Origin of the sequence: Levilactobacillus spicheri DSM 15429 (genome assembly GCF_001435095.1) — a bacterium.
GTDB lineage: Bacteria > Bacillota > Bacilli > Lactobacillales > Lactobacillaceae > Levilactobacillus > Levilactobacillus spicheri.
The window spans coordinates 49,252-66,854 of record NZ_AZFC01000018.1; the positions used below are offsets into that span (position 1 = coordinate 49,252).

At 47.2% G+C, this 17,603-nt stretch carries 9 protein-coding genes; 2 read left to right on the forward strand and 7 right to left on the reverse strand.

All coding sequences use genetic code 11. The annotated features are described in order from the left end of the window. Positions 1-49: 49 nt before the first annotated feature. Positions 50-2,581 carry a BREX-1 system phosphatase PglZ type A gene (gene pglZ / locus FD37_RS07280; protein WP_056964461.1) on the reverse strand — a complete coding sequence of 844 codons (2,532 nt, stop codon included), beginning with the start codon at positions 2,579-2,581 and terminating at the stop codon, positions 50-52. Between the two features lie 131 nt (positions 2,582-2,712). Between pglZ and pglX (FD37_RS07285) the strand changes: the two genes are divergently transcribed. Both pglX (FD37_RS07285) and FD37_RS07290 read left to right on the forward strand, forming a co-directional pair. Further along, positions 2,713-4,782: a BREX-1 system adenine-specific DNA-methyltransferase PglX gene (gene pglX, locus FD37_RS07285; protein ID WP_235807861.1), complete on the forward strand. Its 2,070-nt coding sequence runs from the start codon at positions 2,713-2,715 to the stop codon at positions 4,780-4,782. Between the two features lie 39 nt (positions 4,783-4,821). Then, a complete protein-coding gene (locus FD37_RS07290; RefSeq protein WP_056964465.1) occupies positions 4,822-5,910 on the forward strand; it encodes a tyrosine-type recombinase/integrase in 1,089 nt (362 codons plus the stop codon). A gap of 57 nt (positions 5,911-5,967) precedes the next feature. Here the strand turns inward: FD37_RS07290 and pglX (FD37_RS07295) are convergent, their stop codons facing one another. From pglX (FD37_RS07295) to brnQ, 6 genes are all read right to left on the reverse strand, one after another. Further along, positions 5,968-9,621 carry a BREX-1 system adenine-specific DNA-methyltransferase PglX gene (gene pglX, locus FD37_RS07295; RefSeq protein WP_056964467.1) on the reverse strand — a complete coding sequence of 1,218 codons (3,654 nt, stop codon included), beginning with the start codon at positions 9,619-9,621 and terminating at the stop codon, positions 5,968-5,970. A gap of 24 nt (positions 9,622-9,645) precedes the next feature. Continuing rightward, the gene (brxC, locus tag FD37_RS07300; protein WP_056964468.1) at positions 9,646-13,293 is read right to left on the reverse strand and encodes a BREX system P-loop protein BrxC; all 3,648 of its coding nucleotides are present in this window, start codon (positions 13,291-13,293) and stop codon (positions 9,646-9,648) included. Between the two features lie 15 nt (positions 13,294-13,308). Beyond that, positions 13,309-13,887, reverse strand: coding sequence for a DUF1788 domain-containing protein (locus FD37_RS07305; RefSeq protein ID WP_082605151.1), 579 nt, complete (start codon positions 13,885-13,887; stop codon positions 13,309-13,311). A 2-nt stretch (positions 13,888-13,889) separates the two neighbouring features. Beyond that, complete coding sequence (locus FD37_RS07310; RefSeq protein ID WP_056964472.1) at positions 13,890-14,483, reverse strand: DUF1819 family protein; 594 nt, start codon at positions 14,481-14,483, stop codon at positions 13,890-13,892. A 282-nt stretch (positions 14,484-14,765) separates the two neighbouring features. Further along, entirely contained in the window at positions 14,766-15,056 is a 291-nt protein-coding gene (locus tag FD37_RS07315) for a hypothetical protein (protein ID WP_056964474.1), read from the reverse strand. Positions 15,057-15,246: 190 nt separating this feature from the next. After that, a complete protein-coding gene (gene brnQ, locus FD37_RS07320; protein WP_056964476.1) occupies positions 15,247-16,617 on the reverse strand; it encodes a branched-chain amino acid transport system II carrier protein in 1,371 nt (456 codons plus the stop codon). Positions 16,618-17,603: the final 986 nt, after the last annotated feature.

The window sequence follows — 17,603 nt, forward strand, 5'->3', positions numbered from 1 at the left end:
TTCACCAACGCAGTGATTTCGGGGATTTTTACTGGGACGAATTGTCTTTTTAACGATCAAAATTATCCCAGCTGGCAATATCCATGACAAACGCAATCTTTTGGCGCTCGTCAGGATTCTGCTGATTTTCGATGACTAAATAATAATGGGCCGTTTTATCGTAGTGCCGATCCGCCAACACAATGGTCGTATGCTGGATGCGGTCCTGAACCTCAGCCGATTGACTATTGGCATTAATGGAAACTAAGCCTGAGATATGCCGATTCTGCTCGTCCACAAAATACAAATCAAACGTTGCTGGAATCACCGTCGCACCAATTGGCTCCGACTGCCGCACCACAATTGGAACTTCTAATGACGTAATCCGCTTAGTAGCGTTAACCAGTTCTAACTGTACGTCCTGGGCCGCCGAGCGGTTGGTCGTGGTGCGCACGTCTAGCAGTGGCACAATCATTTCTTGGGGGGACGCGCCCCCGTGCGTATAGTTCGAGCCACCCGGTGCCCGAAACGTCTTGGACGTCTTCGGATAATACACATACCGCGAATCCGTGTTTTCTAAGAGGTCGCCCAACCGCTGACAGCCAATTCCGGGAGTGGTCATCTCCCGCCCTGTAATTAGGTACCGCTGAGACTTAATATCGTCCGTCGTCTTCGGAATATCAATCTTATCGCTATCCGTCAGTTGGTCATCCCGATATAGGTATCCGTGGTCCGCCGTGACCAGGACGTGAGAAATGCTCAGTGTTCGCAACCGCCGAATCATCTGCTGAATCTCGGCAATGGCCTCATCGGTCGCCTGGAACGTGCTGTCTTCACTCTTTGGGTTGTCCGCGGTGGTATCAATCTGGTTATGGTAAATGTAAACGACCTGCTTGCCAGCAAACTTTTCGCGAATCTCCGCGGAAGGCGCATTCTTTAACTCATCCAGCGCATAGGCTGCACTCGCCGGATTCTGCTGCTGCAAAATCGCAGCCCGCTGTTCCCGGTTCACCGCTGGCTGCCCGTCCACCAGTAATTCTTTGGTGGTCAACGTCAATTCTCGATGAGGTAACATGGCTGGCATTCCCATATAGGTCACCGACGGCAATCCGGTTACCAGGTAATCCATCGTCAGTCCGGTCACTTGGTCCGACTGACGTAACCGTTTCTCCAGCTCCTTTGCCGCCTCGAAGCGAAAGGCATCCGAGATAATCACGACAATACGGTTGGTCTCGGACGCTACATGATACTTATAGAAATTCCGCTGAAGGTGGGTGGGGTCAACCGTTCCCCCACTTAGCTGCCCCGTCCATGCCTGAATGGCGTCGTCCAGGTTATCCTGCACATAGAGCGAATCGATTAAGCGTTTCGTCGGCAAATACGCATCCGGCATGTTGACACGCTGATAGTCACGAATAAATTTACGATAATCAGTATCCGTCTTGTACCCCGACGTCACGTAATCCTCAATTAACTCGGATAACTTCTTGTCTGTTTTACGGTCTCGTAAAGTATCTCGTACCAAATACCAGGCTTTGCGCATCATCTGATAAAGCGCCCGATACGTCTGTCCATAGTGGGTGGTGTCGACCCGCCACTTCGTGAGTTGCTCGATCGACTGGCCATTCAGCTGACTGTCGACGTCTTTTAAACTTAGGCGGTCTTGAATCCACGCCAAAATCATTTCATCAAACTGGGGAAAAACATCCGCTTTTGCAATGCTGTCAATATCCATCGATGCAAACAACGTTGCCCCGTGGACATATTGCCAAACAACTTGGCCCAGCTCTTGAAACTGGTCCGGAGTAGCCCCTTGATTGCGATTACCAAACTGTTGAATCAGCGTTTGGACGTTAGCCAAATCTTGGCTCAAATCGAACATTGCCAGGCCTTTCGGCATCGACTGGTGCATCTGCTGATAGGTCGTTGTCAAGTAAATTCCCGTTACAAAGTCTTGCAGCTGGGGTTGGTCCGCTGCATAACCAAAGCGCGCGCGAATTTCCGCCCAAAATCGCTGACTGACCTGGTACTTTTCGAATTCCGCTAAAATCCGATTATCTGTCACCCCCGCAGCCATCACCAGTTGCAGAATATCAAAGAAATCGACTATCGGTTGCTTCAGTCGGGCCAAAGTGGCCATAATAGCAAGCTCCGGCACGACTAAATAACTTTTGAGATCATATCTCAGTAACTTCTGCCGCCGTTCCTTACTCTCAAAGAATTTCTGATGGTCCTTAATAAACTGGCGTAAGCTTTCCGGAAACCCCAACTCTTTCCGCAAAATCTCAACGGAATCCGCGGTAAACGCGCCCGAATATAACGTGATATTTCGTAAATGGTCCTCGATTAACTGAGGCTGCGGCTCTGGTGAATACACCAGAGCCTTTTCGTTCGGGGACAAAGCCAACAAGTCTCTTTTAATTTTTAATTGGTGGCCCATCGTTAAGATGACAACCCGTGCGGTTCCCTGCAGTCCTTGGCGAATTTCTTCAATCTGGTCTTGAAATTCACCGCGATCATCGTACCAAAAAATAAATTGCTTGGGCCCAGTAAACCGTTGTTTCAATGTTTCAATAATTTTTTGACTATCTACATCTGCCATGTGTCTGCTCCCTTTGGCGCTAAATCAATAATGAATCGACTATTGTTAAGTATATGTTATCCGTTCTGCCGAATGCATACAACCCGTGATTAATAATCAAATTATTGTTCACGCCCAGCTATAACGACGGCGTGATTCACCATCTGATTACCGACGTTAGCGAAGACGACTTTAACGTTGCCGTTGGCGGACAGGTCGAGATTATTGGGTGGCTGTATCAGTATTACAATACGGAACCACATAATCAGGTAGTTAATATCAGTGGCGGCCCGGTAAAAAAGCAAGATATCCCCGCAGCTACCCAGTTGTTCACAACCGACTGGGTCGTTAAATACATGGTCGATAATTCTTTGGGTAAGTATTGGCTGGAACGTCATGCCGAAAGTTCTTTAAAGGAGCAGTTGACCTACTTACTACCGAGTCAAATTGAAGTTGTTTCAGATGATAAACGGCCCGAAGACATTAAAATCATTGATAATGCCATGGGATCCGGTCATATTCTGGTCTACGCGTTCGATGTTTTGATGAAGATATATTTGGAGCAGGGGTATTCGTCTCGAGAAGCAGCCAAACTTATATTGCAAAATAACCTTTATGGGTTAGAAATTGATCAACGTGCCTATCAACTGGCTTACTTTGCACTCATGATGAAAGCACGACAGTATAACCGTCGAATTTTAAAAGATGAATCAGTCACTCCTCACGTTTACGTTTTTGAAGATACGGATAGCATTTCGGACGACTTCTTGAATCGAATTACTGGAGAAAACGGTGACGCCATTCGGGATATCGTCACTCAATTTAGCAACGCCCGGGAACTAGGCTCCATCATTGACTTCACAGATCATTATTACGATTGGGAGCAGCTTAAGCAGGCGGTCATGGCGACGGCAATTGACTCATTAGACCTTTTTGACTTACAGCGCCAAAGGGATACGGTACTACGAACGTTAACGATTGCAAAAGTCATGACGACGCCTTACGATATTGCCGTTACTAACCCGCCCTACATGAACAAGCTGGATCCAGCACTTAAGAAATATGTTAAGCAACACTACGCTAATTATTCCAGTGATTTATTCTCGGTATTTATTTATCACAATAGCCAGTTAGTAACGCCGGGTGGTTACTCCGCCTTCATGACACCATTCGTCTGGATGTTTATTAAGACGTATGAGAAGTTACGGAAATACCTCATCGATACTCAGCAAATTGATAGCCTCATTCAAATGGAATATTCGGCATTTGAAGAAGCGACGGTGCCAATTAACACGTTTGTCTTGAAGAATGAGGATAAGCCACAACCTGGAACTTATCTACGACTATCTGCCTTTAAGGGCGGGATGGACGTTCAAAAAGATAAAGTTTTAGAGGCCATTGCGAATCCCCAGATTAACTACCTTTATCGAACTAACCAAGCGAACTTTACTAAGATTCCGGGGATGCCGATTGCTTATTGGGCTAGTGAGAATTTACTGCATGATTTTGAGATTGGAACCCGAATGGACGAAATAGTAACGCCGAAACAAGGATTAGCTACAGCAAATAACAATCGATTCCTGCGTCAATGGTTTGAGGTTCCTTATGCGAAAATCAATTTCCATGCTAAATCGATTTTAGATGCTGAACAATCGGGTAAAAAATGGTTCCCTTACAATAAAGGCGGCTCGTATCGGAAATGGTATGGCAATTATGATTATGTTGTGAACTGGGAACATAATGGTCATGAAATTCGTAATTTTACTGACGCTAATGGCAAAGTTCGATCTCGTCCCCAGAACACTGATTATTACTTTCATGAAGCGATAACTTGGTCTCTTATAACAAGTGGAAACTTTAGTATGCGATATAGAAATTACGGAAGTATTCATGATGTTTCTGGAATGTCAGCCTTTTCTGATGAATCCGACCAATTGAAAACAGTTTTAGGGGCGGTGAATTCTCCAGTTGGAAATTATATTTTTAAAATTGTTAATCCCACTATAAATCTTCAAATAGGTAATTTAACTATGTTCCCAGTAATTCAGCCAAGAAATAAAAGTAATATGTTTTTGGTTGATAACTGTATTGAACTGGCTAAAGGAGACTGGGATGCTTTTGAAATTTCCTGGAGTTTTCAAAAGCACCCTCTACTTCTCCACATCGCTGACGAGAAGCTCGCACACTGCCGTTCTCCCATTGGCGAACAAGTTGGATTGTGACAAAATTGTGCCAACTTACTCATCAATGGAGGGAAAATAATGGTTAGTTATCGTAAACGTGGCAATGCCTGGCAGTATGAAATTTCCTATAAAGACATCAATGGCCACTACAAAAAGCTTCGCAAATCTGGTTTTCTATTAAAATCAGAAGCCATTTTGGCTGCTAGTAAAGTTCAGGCCGAACACCCTAATTTAACAACGGTTCAATCTGGAAGTGAATCACTAGTCTCCTATTATCGCCGGTGGATCAAGGTTTACAAGCAAGAAGCCGTCACCCCGATCACTTATAACAAATACCAAAACACTGCCAAACATGCCGCAGAGCTCTTTGGTAATCTCAAGTTGAAGGATTTAACTAAACTGATTTATCAAGAAAAACTAAACGAATTTGCCCGGACCCACGCCCGCCGAACAGTATCCTGTTTCCATAAACAACTCCGGGCCTGCCTATTAGAAGCGCTAGACGAAAAGATTATTATTTCTGACCCCACGCGTAAAGCCGTTGTGACCGGTGTCGAACGCCCCAAACGACTAAAAGTCTTGAGTTATCAAGACTGGCAACGATTGATTACACACCTTTCCGCCACCAGAATCGACCACATGATTATTTATATCGCCGCCGTTACCGGCATGCGCTACGGCGAAGTAGTCGGACTAACCGCTGCCGATATCGACTGCCAACACCATAAAATCAGCGTTAATAAGGCATGGGACTACAAGTATAAAACTGGCTTCATGAAGACCAAGACGCCTTCTTCCGTTCGCGACATTTCAATTGATGCTACCACTGTCGCCATGCTCAAAACCTATTTGCAGCAATTTCCCGCCACACCCCATCGTCCAATCTTCATGACACCCGAGGGTCATGTTTTCGTGAGTGCCGAGATCAATCACTCACTGACCGAAATTCTCCACACGCTTAAGATTCCCAGAATCACTTTTCATGGCCTTCGGCACACTCACGCTTCAATTCTGCTCTACAAGGGAGTTAGTGTCCTTTCCGTGTCCCGTCGGCTAGGTCATAGTAGCATCACGACCACGCAGTCTACCTACTTGCACATCATCAAAGAACTTGAAACTCAAGACCAAGATCGTATCATTTCCATCCTCGAAAAAGCCTCGAAATAGTTGGCACATCTTTTGGCACAAAACGGGTCTCCCATGATTGGAAGACCCGTTTTTCGCTTACTTCAATTTCGTTAAAATCTTTTCATCGCTCTGCAATTTCTGATGGTTAACCACCACACCATCATCTAAATCTAATTCAATCTGCTGACTAGCTAAATGTTGCAGCGGCGCGTCGTACTTCCTAACCTCATCTAATTGCTTTTCCAAATGTTTACGTGTCTTTTCATAACGCTTCTTTTGACTAATAACTGGTTCATTCGCAGCTATTTCCGTGATTTGGGCCAACCGGGTCTCGTACTTTCCCTGCAACGGATGTAGGTAGTTTGTCCGAACCATTGCTAGCTCATTTGCGTCGTACCGATGAAGGTACATCAACGCTTTGAAGCCATCGTTTCGTCCAGTTGAGAATTCCCAATAAATTGGTCGTTTTTGATACAACTTATTGTGATCTTTAAAGAAGTCGTCAACAAAGTACTTACGAATGGCGGCTTCATCAGAATCGGCCTTCTTCCCAATGACGGAAGCAATGTACGCCAGATTTTCTTCGACAGTATCTGCCCCAAATGTCACTGCCAAGAACTCACGCAAGCGATACATAATATCACGTGAATCCCCAAAGTAATCGGCATCGTTCAACATCAGAAGATTGTCCTGGTTGGGAATAAACGAATGATACTTAGTTGCATCCCATTGTCCCCCCGCAAAGGCTAACCCTGGCGTATCCAATGAATAACGTCCAAATACAACTCCGACAAAGTACGACAAGAACGATTTAATATCTCGCGTCTCATCGGATAACCGAACCGAGACGTCTTTGTCAGCCACCTCTGGTGATAATTCATCGTTCAGACCGTATAAATTAATAAAAATTCGGTTAAGCGCCTCTTCATTCGCCTTCAACTGATCAAAACGTGACTGCGTCTCATCTTGCCATAACTTAAAGGCGTTCTGCAGCTTACCGTCCACTTCATTTTGCTTCTCGTCAGCGATGTGGAGAAGTAGAGGGTGCTTTTGAAAATCCCAGGAAGTTTCAAAAGAATCCCAATCATACTTGGCCAAAAGAATGGCAGTTTCCGATACTTTTGTATTTGCCGTGTGGCTTTTAATTACAGGGAAAGATTGAAAGTTGCCAATTTGAAGAGAAATGGTAGGGTTGATCATATTAAAAATGTAGTTTCCAATTTTAGTATTCATTAATCCTAAAAGCTCTAAAATCATTTTATGATTCTTAGTAAATGCTGACATTCCCTTAACATCATGTATACTACCTGCACTACGATACCTTAATGAAAATTTGCCGCTATTTACATCGGACCAAGTTATCGCTTCATGAAAGTAATAATCAGTGTTCTGGGGACGAGATCGAACTTTGCCATTAGCGTCAGTAAAATTACGAATTTCATGACCATTATGTTCCCAGTTCACAACATAATCATAATTGCCATACCATTTCCGATACGAGCCGCCCTTATTGTAAGGAAACCATTTTTTACCCGATTGTTCAGCATCAGAAATCGATTTGGCGTGGAAATCGATTTTAGCAAAAGGAACTTCGAACCACTGCCGTAAAAATTTAGTGTTATTACCAGTTTGCAACCCAACATGAGGGCTAGCTACATCGTCCATTCGGGTTCCAATCTCAAAATCATGCAGCAAATTCTCACTAGCCCAATAAGCAATTGGCATCCCCGGAATCTTGGTAAAGTTCGCTTGGTTAGTTCGATAAAGGTAAGGGGTCGTCATATTTTTAACTGCTTCAAGATACGCTTGTTCCTTTTTATTCTGCGAATCAAAGCTGACTAATCGTTCATACGTTCCCACAAAGTTTGAAATCTGCTGTTTCTTAAACACGAAGGTTGTCGATTGAACGACTTCACCGCCAATTTCCTCAAATGCCCGTGTTCCCAGATGGGCCATATTTAAAAGCATATCCTGACGTAAGGTTTGGCGTAGCTTCTCAAAGCTAGAAAGAAACATCCAAGCGTGTTGGGTGACCATGGCAAAATAGCCGTCCTGCATCGTTAGCGCTCGTAGTCGTTCTATAAATACGGCGAATAAGTCCGATTTACTGTTAGGAAAGTGCTTTTTAACGTATTTGGATAACGTTGCATCCATCTTGCCAGAACCCATGTACGGTGGGTTCATGGCGCCGATGGTGTATTGGCGACTCAAAACTTGCCCAACGGTTACGATATCTTTTAAACGCGCTTGTTTTTCCGTCAACAAAGCTGAGTCTAAGGACAGTTGTCCCTTCGCCAACTCACGGCTCGCTAACTGATGTAACTCATCCCAATTGATAGTAGCATCCGGGATAATGAGCGAACCGTACTCGTTCCCATATTTAAATTGGCCGAGTGCAGCCGCAAGATCTTCTTTTTCCTGCTCATCGCGAATGAGACTTTGAAAATCATCTATGGAAAGTCCCTGTGAATCTGGAATATCAAAAACGTTAGGGCAAATTCCAAGTTTTAGGAAACGTCGGTTGAACTGACGAGCTTTCATCATTAATGCAAAATACGTCAATTGGAAGGCACGCGTATCAATATCTAATCCCCACAAGTTCTTTTCGATGATGAGTTTCGCAGCGTCTCGTTGTGAGTAACCTTCTTGGCTATAAATCTGCATAAACATAGTAAATGCGTAAACTAGAATATGGCCAGACCCCATCGCGGCATCAATCAAAGTGATATCTTCCGGTTGAATAACCGTCAAGTCGGATGAACCGGTTTTAACTTCCAACGCAACCTCTGATGTTTGACTAGCCGTTGGCATTAAATAATCCCATCCCATAGCTGTAGCGATTTCTTGCTCACTACGGGCATCACCCTTCGCTTGTAAGACTCGTACCCAATAGTGTCCTAGCGAATTTTCGACCATGTATTTTACAATCCAGTCAGGCGTAAACAGTTGGGTAACTGCAGGGATGTCAGTTTCTGTATATTTTCTCTTCTTGAACGCGCGATCCTTAGGTTCCGTATTGTAATACTGATACAGCCATCCAATAATCTCGACCTGTCCGCCAACGGCAACGTTAAAATCGTCCTCGCTAACGTCGGTAATCAGATGGTGAATCACGCCGTCGTTATAGCTGGGCGTGAACAATAATTCGGCGTAGTCATCCGTGGGTTCAAACAGATAAGGCAGGTTTTCATTCAATGCGTTGGCCTGCTTGATAAACAACATCCGATACAGAGCATCCATGTCCACCGGCCGTTCTGTTTCCCGGGCTTGGGCAATCAATTGCCGTTCAGCCGGCGTAAACTTTCCCAAGCTATCTTCCAAATCTGCGCTAGATTCCATCGCCATGACCATAATGTCTGGTTCATGCCGGTCTAACGTACTCGAAAGCACCCGGGTTCGGCTAGGGAGGTAATTATTCACTTCCATGAATCGAATTGCAATAATCCGGTTAAACCAGGTATAGGCAACCTCTTCAACCAGGTCATTAAACGCCGTGGCGAGATCCGACTTCTGCTCTCGTTGACGTAGTTCGGCGACCAACTTCTGTCGCTTAACAATGTCCTTCCCCGTAAGCGCGTTTTGTTCGTCCGTTTTATCTAACCGGTAGTATTCAATCTCATGAGTTGATGCTTCCGTCTTAGGACGAATTTCATCCGCCGTGATTCCCACGGAACGGGCCTTTAACTTGATTTGTTCAATCATGTCTTTGCGAGCGTTGACCGCAAATTTCTTAATCGCTGTTTTATCCATAGTATCCTCTCATCCCTGACTCACCTACAGGGTAAAGTTAATTTTACCACCATTCTCCTGTAGCTTTTCCAGTAACTCTTTCCGTAACCGTTCCAACTGGGCGTCCACGTCCGCAGAATTTTCAAGTTGCCAGGTCTGGTCGATTCCTAATGTCTGGACGTGCACTTCACGTGGCGCTACCGGCTTCTTCGTCGTTGGTGGCGTGGCCGTTTTATTATCAGATGAATGGGCAGGTGTTTGGTCGTCACCTTTCGTCCGTTCTGTTTGCGCCTGCTGAGCTTTGATTCGTTGGGCAATCATCCGGTCAATCGCTTGCGTGATGCTTTTCCGCCGTTTTGTAGCTTGTTGCTCAATGACGTACAGGTTATTCAGTGTTGGCGCCTTTTCCGCATTTTGGATGAGCGTATCGAACTTACGGTTAATCTGGTGGGCATAGTCTTCCGTCACATTGCAGTCTTGACTGTACCGCATAGCTGTCTTTTTTTCCGTTTGAACAAATGCCTTAACTTCTACTAATCCCGAATCAAACTCTTGCGTGTACGCATCATTGAACTGTGTATTCAACGCCTTCAGCTCTTGCATCTTACCTTCGGGCTTGTTTAACGTCATAATCGCCTGAATCTGGTCGTTCAATTGCTTGATCTGGTGCCCCACCAAGAACTCTTCTGAATCCTGGTAAATCGCCAGCTTTTTCTGCGCCGCTTCCCAAATTTCCTGTTGTATTTCACTCTGATAGAATTCATTGATACCAAAGTCCAGCATGTCATCGTTCCAGTCTTGCAGGTCCTCTTCCTTTTGGGCAATCAAGTCGTAGAACCGCTCCGGATCGTGCTGGGCCAACAGAGGCTGAATCAGTTTTTGACCATCCTCCAGGAAATTTCGCCCTGGGTAATAGGCCGGCTTCCGCAAGTACATTTCCAGCGTCTTCAACTCGTCCTGCATACGATCCTGTAATTCGTTAACCAGGGTGTCGTCCTCTTCGTCACTAAAGACTCGCTTGTTAAAAACGTCTTGGGCCACCGACTTTAAAGCTTGCCGCTTCTGCAGGCTGATTGCCTGCCGCGGCTCCAACTGCACCGCTGGAATCATCCTTCGCTTCAAGAAGAAGTTCGCAAATTCGTTGGCTGAGTAGTTGTCGCGAAGATTCAGCTGTTCGCCATTCACGTAAACTTTTAGCTTCGAATCAGCGAAAAGTTTCGCCACTAGCCATTCTGTATCAATTTCTCGATATCCGTATGGGATTCCCTTAAACCGATCCAAAATGGATTTATAAGCAACCTTACCATGTCCATCACTACAACCTTTATTGACCCGATCAAAGACTTTTTGAGCCGCGTGCGAGTTTGTCTCATCCTTTACCATCTCAGAAGATTGCTTGAACAAGGCCACTACATCGTTTTCTTGCTTAACCGCTTCAATGTAGCTCAAGTTTCGATAAACTTCCCCGACCAGCCGTTCTTGAGCTTGTGCCAATTGGGTGAAAAAGTCTTTCTTCGAAGCCGCTAGTTTTTCGCCCTGAACATAGATGTCTGCAGCCTGTAATGCCGTCTCCAGTTCTCGAGCAACCTGTTCTTTCAACGCGTTTAACTCGATTTTTTTCACATCAATAATCTGTTGTGACCGGGCATCCTTTGCCTGCTCCCGTGGGTTTAAAATGAATTTTTCAATCCGTAAGACTTGTTCCTGATCATCAATGTACTTTCGATTATTGGGTAGATTAATTACAATTTGCGGCTGATCTGGCGAACTCGACAGTTGCCGTAAAATCAAGTCGTCCTGACTAGCTTCACTTTCCGGCGTCACTAGCTTTAGACCCATCCCTGGATTGATCTGTCCAATAGGTCGATCATCGACCCACTGATTAAACGTAAAGTTATACTGCTGATTGAGCTTCGGGTACGTATAGCGCCGTGAAATGGCAGTTGGGCTGAATAAGAAATCCCCAATCGCCTGTGAAATTTCGCTTGCATCCACACTCTGTTTTTGAATTTGCTTACTGATGTCTTGTTCGGCATCTGTTAAGAATTCATACCCACTGGTCGTTTTTTCCACGATGTTTTGGTCCTGCAACGTCTGCAAGGCCTCCTTGACGCGTTTTTCCAGGTCGATTCGGTCCACGTCGATTGAGTCAATCATCAGCGTCACCAAATTATTCAACGTCGCATCGAAGTCCTGTACGTATTTCACCATGAATAACGTTTCTAAGACCTGAACTGCAAAGGGATGCTCTTCGCTATTCGGGTTAATCAAGTCGTTACTCTGGGCCCGTTGAATCACAATCATATGCGTATGGTCCAGAAAATGGCTGAGGCCCTGGAAGAACAGGCTAAACGGAATCAACGTCCGGGTATCCTGGTTTTCCAGCCGCTGTGCGGATTCCTGGAACACCGCCAGCATTGACCGTTCCCCGTTGGCCAAGTGCTTACCATCGGACCCATTTTCTCGAATGGCCGTCAGGGTGTCCTGAAGTAGGAAGATTTGATACGGCACAAACGGATAGAGGTCCGCAAAGGATTGCGCACTCTCATACCGTTTACGTTCTTCTTTCCCATCAAAACTAATCAGGTTGTTAATCGTATGCTGGTTGTCAGTGAACGTTTGTTCCAATAATTCATGGCTCTCCGCTGTTTTCGCCAGCAACCGTTTTTGAATCACTTCGTCAACGTTAGCAGAGGACATCGCAATTCGGGTGTTAAACCGGCCCTGAATCTTAGAAAAGTCTTGCCCATTGAGATGATCCGTCACTTGGTCAATCGCTTGCTGACTGGTAACGATGACCCACGCCTTACCGTGGGTGTAGGTTCCTAAGTCCTCAACGATGCTCTGCAGGTTCAGCATGCGTTGTTGACTTCCCCCGATGTATTGCCCCACTTCATCGACCAGAAAGGCCATATGATAATTGGGACCCTTAGACTCTATGTACTGGTTGACCAACTTGGCAAAGCTCTCCACACTTACCGGATACTCTGTGCGTAACTGGTCGATGAAACCATCTGCATTCTCAGGTGACATATAGTCAATCGCCACCAGAGTCTCTCGAATCGTCCCCTTCAAAAAGGCGTACGCATTCCGCGCAGAGTGCCAGTCACGGTGTTGCTTATCCAATTCTTGGAATTTTTGTTGAAAGGCTGTATATTTCCCTTGGGCAATCAGGTCCCGTTCCATGTCCGCAATCCAAAAGTCGGCGCCGAACAACCCTAATTGTTCGTTAAAGACCTGCAAAAAGACGTTTAGAATCGCATCCTTTTGGGATTTATTTCCATTCTTAGCCTTTGAGTCAATGTTGAATAACATCACCTCGTTGGGAACCGTTGTAGCCAAACGCATATTGGCCAGAGTCGCTTCATCGCTAATCTTGTGGTCATCGATAAAGTAATCTAAGGCGCGCTTCCCCGCAACTTCTCGATTTTCCAATAAGTACGCCAAGATCTTTAAGAAGTGCGATTTCCCAGAACCGAAGAATCCCGAAATCCAAACACCCATTTTGGTGGTCTCGTGATTGATACCGTTAGCATACGCTGCGAAAAAGTCCTTAAAATGGGTGCGTAACTCCTTAGTAACCACGTACTCTTCTAGTTCCTGCTTAACATCCGCATCCTGTTCGTCCCCAATTGTAATAACACCCTTGATATCCCGATCAATGGATTTCGCAAAAATATCTTTAATCTTCATTCGCTACCACTCCCCTTAGTTCAGTTGAAATGCCCGATAATAGTTATCTTCTTTAGATTCTCCAAACATCGTCAAGCTCAGGCTATCATAAACGCCCGGATAGAAGAAAATCACGGGAACATTTGTGATAACCTGATGCATCGTATTTAGCACCTTGTGTGCCCGAATTAACGGAAAGATTTCTCCGATTCCCGTCACAAAAACGATGGTTTGATCATTGGGAATCCGACTTTGCATGTAGGTGATGAACGGATTATTTAAACTGGTCATCTCTAATGCATTGTTGAGCTGTTCCGTCAGATAATCGATGCCATCTGATTCTTCCATGGCAAGTACGTCATCCTGAATGCCCATATCCGCTAATAGTTCCCACATGATTTGGTAGAGATTAAATTCGACGATGTCGACCCCCACCGTATCACGGTTAAATTGCCGTTCCATCCGACTAACTTCCTCTGTTACCAGTGGCTGGTCTTGCGGATCAAAGGCCAGAATATAGTAGGACACTTCATTCGAAAGTCCCCGGCTTTGTTGAAATTCCGGGTCCTGAATTTTCTCCCGCAGATGCTTTAATTTAGTTGCTGTTTCAATCATTCTTATCTCCCCAATAGTGCCGCCAATTCTCGATTAGCGTGCTTAGCCCGTAGTAACATCACCAGCCGTGTATCTAGCAAGACCCGCTGTACCGAATCGTAATCATCATTTTTTGCCAACAAACCAGCCTCCCGCAAGAAACTCTGAAAAGCAGATTCCAGGCGGTGAACCGTCTGGACCGTCCAATGCGCGATCTGTGGATTCTCTAGTTGCTTACGATTGAAAAAAGCCTCAATTTCGTACGGGTGCAGCTTTGCATCGCCCAACAATAGCTCACTGCGATACACCTCATACATAAACTCGTTAAATAGTTGGTCCGAAAACATCACGGTGAGCAAGTTTAAAACCTTTTGGTTGGCTAAATCTAACATTGGAAATAGGTCCAAATAGTCCGCGTCTAACGTTTCCACCCGACGCTGCACCGATTGCAGCATCTTTACAACGCGAGAAGTTGTCTGTTCCTGAAAATAGTTTTCTTCCAGGCCCATCTCACGAATGTCGTCTGGTTGTACGCCTTGATTGAGCAGGGCGATGTACTGACTAAATTCCTTGAACCAAAAAGAGTATCCGATTAGTGTCGCACTATATTGAGGCATCTAACTCTCCCACTTTCTATTAACAGGCTTACGAGGCGTCACTAATCCCTTTCAGTATATAGAAGAATGAGGACAAACGCGACGCTTCTAAAAGGTTAAATACGTTTTTTCGCCTTTCGTTTCACCAAAAATGATTTGTTATCACCATTTTAGTAAGATAACCAACTAGCGTCTAGCGCAATATAATCATTTTCATAAAAAATGGACCCGATAATGATCGTGTCCATCCCTAATTATCATAATACTGTTTAATAGATGACGACCATTTTCAGCAAAATCGAGCTACCGCCGCTTACGTTTCTGCGCTTCCTTGAAGGACAGCACGTTGCCCGTTTGCGGCGCCGGGTCGTCCTGAATGGCCCGGATCAACTGCTCACCCTTGTCCCGGGTGGGGGTCCGCTCGTCGATCAGCATGGTCGCCAGCTGGGTCAAGAGGGTCACGGCGCTTTCCGTCATGTCCGCTTGCCCCGTGGACCGTAGCCATTGCCCGAAGTCCTGCCAGGCCACGGGCGTCCAATCCGCCGGGGATTGCCGAAAGCCAGCCCACATCTCATCGACCATCTTTTTTGCCATGATGTTCCCTCCATCAGAATCGTTTCTTCCATTGTACCCGAAACGCACGCTGACTGGCGAGAAACGGGACCCTTTTTCCAAAAAGCTGCCACGGCCTAAAATAGGTGACCGCCACGTCACGTGACCGTCACCCTGAATCTGTTGAGAGCACCCCGTCCGCTAGCTGCGGGGCCCGTTCCTCCTTTTCTCATTAAACCTCTTCCGTGGTCCGTTGGGAGACCGCGCGCAGGTAACCCACGCCGATGCCCAGCACGAACCCGACCAAGGTCGGCACCAGCCACCCCAGGCCCAGGCTCGCCAGCGGCACCACCGTGTGGTACACGTGCAGCAGGCTGGCGACCGGTGCCCAGTGGGTCACGACAGCTGGTGAGTTAGCAAGCATATCCAGGACGGCTGGCACCACCGTAAAGGCGATGGTCAGCTTATAAACCACCCCGGCATAGGTCCACTTGGCGACCGTCAGGGAGACCAGGATCAACGCCAAGGACAGCGGGTACAGCAGCATCAGAACTGGTAACGACCAGGCGATGATGTTGTCCAACCCAGCGTTGGCAACCAGAAACGACGCGACGGTGGTGACCCGTAACCAGCTCAGGTAGCTGACCTTGGGGAACAGCTTGTGGAAGTCCTGGGCAAAGGAGGTCACCAGGCCCAGCGCCGTGGTGAAGACTCCTAGCGTGACCAGGACCCCCAGAAAGGCCGTGCCGAAGTTACTGAAGTAGTGACCCACGATCTTCGACAGCGCCGCGCCCCCGTTATCCGACAGGGTCAGTTCGCCCAGGCTAAAGGCGCCCAGCAGGACCAAGCCGAAGTACACCAGGACCTCGACGACGATGGCCAGCGTGCCGGCCTTGGCCGTCAACCGGGTCAGCTCCCGGTCGTGGTAGCCCAGCCCGCGCACGGCGTGGACGAAGGTCACACTCAACGCCAACAGGGCCACGGCGTCGATGGTGTTATACCCTTCCAACAGGCCGCTGATGGCCGCCCCACTCTGGTAAGCGGCCGTGGGCGTATGGTTCAGCCCGCCCATCGGGTGCCAAAAGGCGACCACGAAGATTACGGCGAGCAGGGCCAGGAAGACCGCGTTTAGGTACTTCCCCACCCACTTGATCAGGCTGTTCTGGTGGGTCGCAATCAGGTAGGCCAGACCGAAGAAGACGGCGGTAAAGGCCCACTGACCGGCCGTTGCCCACGCCTTGGGCAGGAACGGTTCCGCCGCCATCTGGTAGGCGGTTGCGGCGGTCCGCGGCGTGCCGAAGAACGGTCCGATGGTCAGGTGGACCAGGACGAGAAACAGCGCGGCGTAGTGGCGACCGACCGGCTTGGCCAGGTCGTAGAGCCCGTCACTCTTGGTCACGACCACGGCCAGGATGGCCAGCAGGGGAAACAGTGACCCGGAGACCGCGAACCCCAGCGCGGCAGTGAACCAGTGCTGCCCGGCCATTTGCCCCAGGTGGACCGGGAAGATCAGGTTACCGGACCCAAAGAACATCCCGAAAATCAGGGAGCTCACCACTAATAATTGCCAAAAGTTATGTTTCGTTTGTGTCGCTTGTTCCATCTTTGCGTCCTCCTTTAGGTCCTGTAAACGTCAAAAAGCCCTTCTCCCGCGAACGGGAAAAGGGCTCCACTTTCAGTAGAACGGTACCACCTTTTTGTGGCGTCAGCGACACCACACTCATCACGGACCAACATCCGCTAGCCTGGTAATGGTGGCTGCCACGGTAACCTACAAATTCAGCACCGAACTCAGAAATGATTTTCGCGCACACTAGACGGTCACTTCTCACTCACCGTGACTCACTGGGCATCGCCGTGCTGGCTACTTTTTTCTTCAACGTCATTTTGTTATTGGTACTGATTATAAGCACCAATTATGAGAATTGCAATGGTTTTTTAATCTTTTTCGGGAGGGGATTAGTCGCAACCACTAGCAAACCACTCGCACCAGCTATGCTGGTCGTTGGTGGTCGCTCCACGCCGGCGAGCAAGATGACCGAGGTGGGCACGACTTCGAAGCCTCGAAAAACCACGAGTCTCCGAAGCTCGGCCTTGATGTAACCTGGCCCAAAACGCCAGGTAACATCAATTTCACCACGGTCATCAAGTCGCCTCTGTTGCGCTCATATAATAGTTGGTTCTCATCAACGGACTCATCTGGCGACTAGTGACGGTGCCATTTGCTCCTATTGTCCCCACCGTCTATTATCGGCTATTCCGTAAGCAGGCTAACCTGATATCCAGGACGTTCCCAACCAATTTTGGTCAACCGGTCACCGAACGCAAAGAGCCACCTGACGCGTCCGTTAAGGCGGTTCAGGTGGCTCTGATTAGTTAAAAGCGAGTATCACTTTCGATAAAGTCTCACAAGACAGTCCACCGCAACGACCTCATTTAGGCAGCCGCCATGTAACGTCCCGGTGCCAGAACCATCGCAACCGACCAGTCGTACTGGTTAGTCGCCATCCAGCAACGTGGCGTCGGCGTTTTTCCCGTGGTGAAATGATTGTTAGTCAGCGTCTTTTGCTGGCTTACAATCAGGCCGAG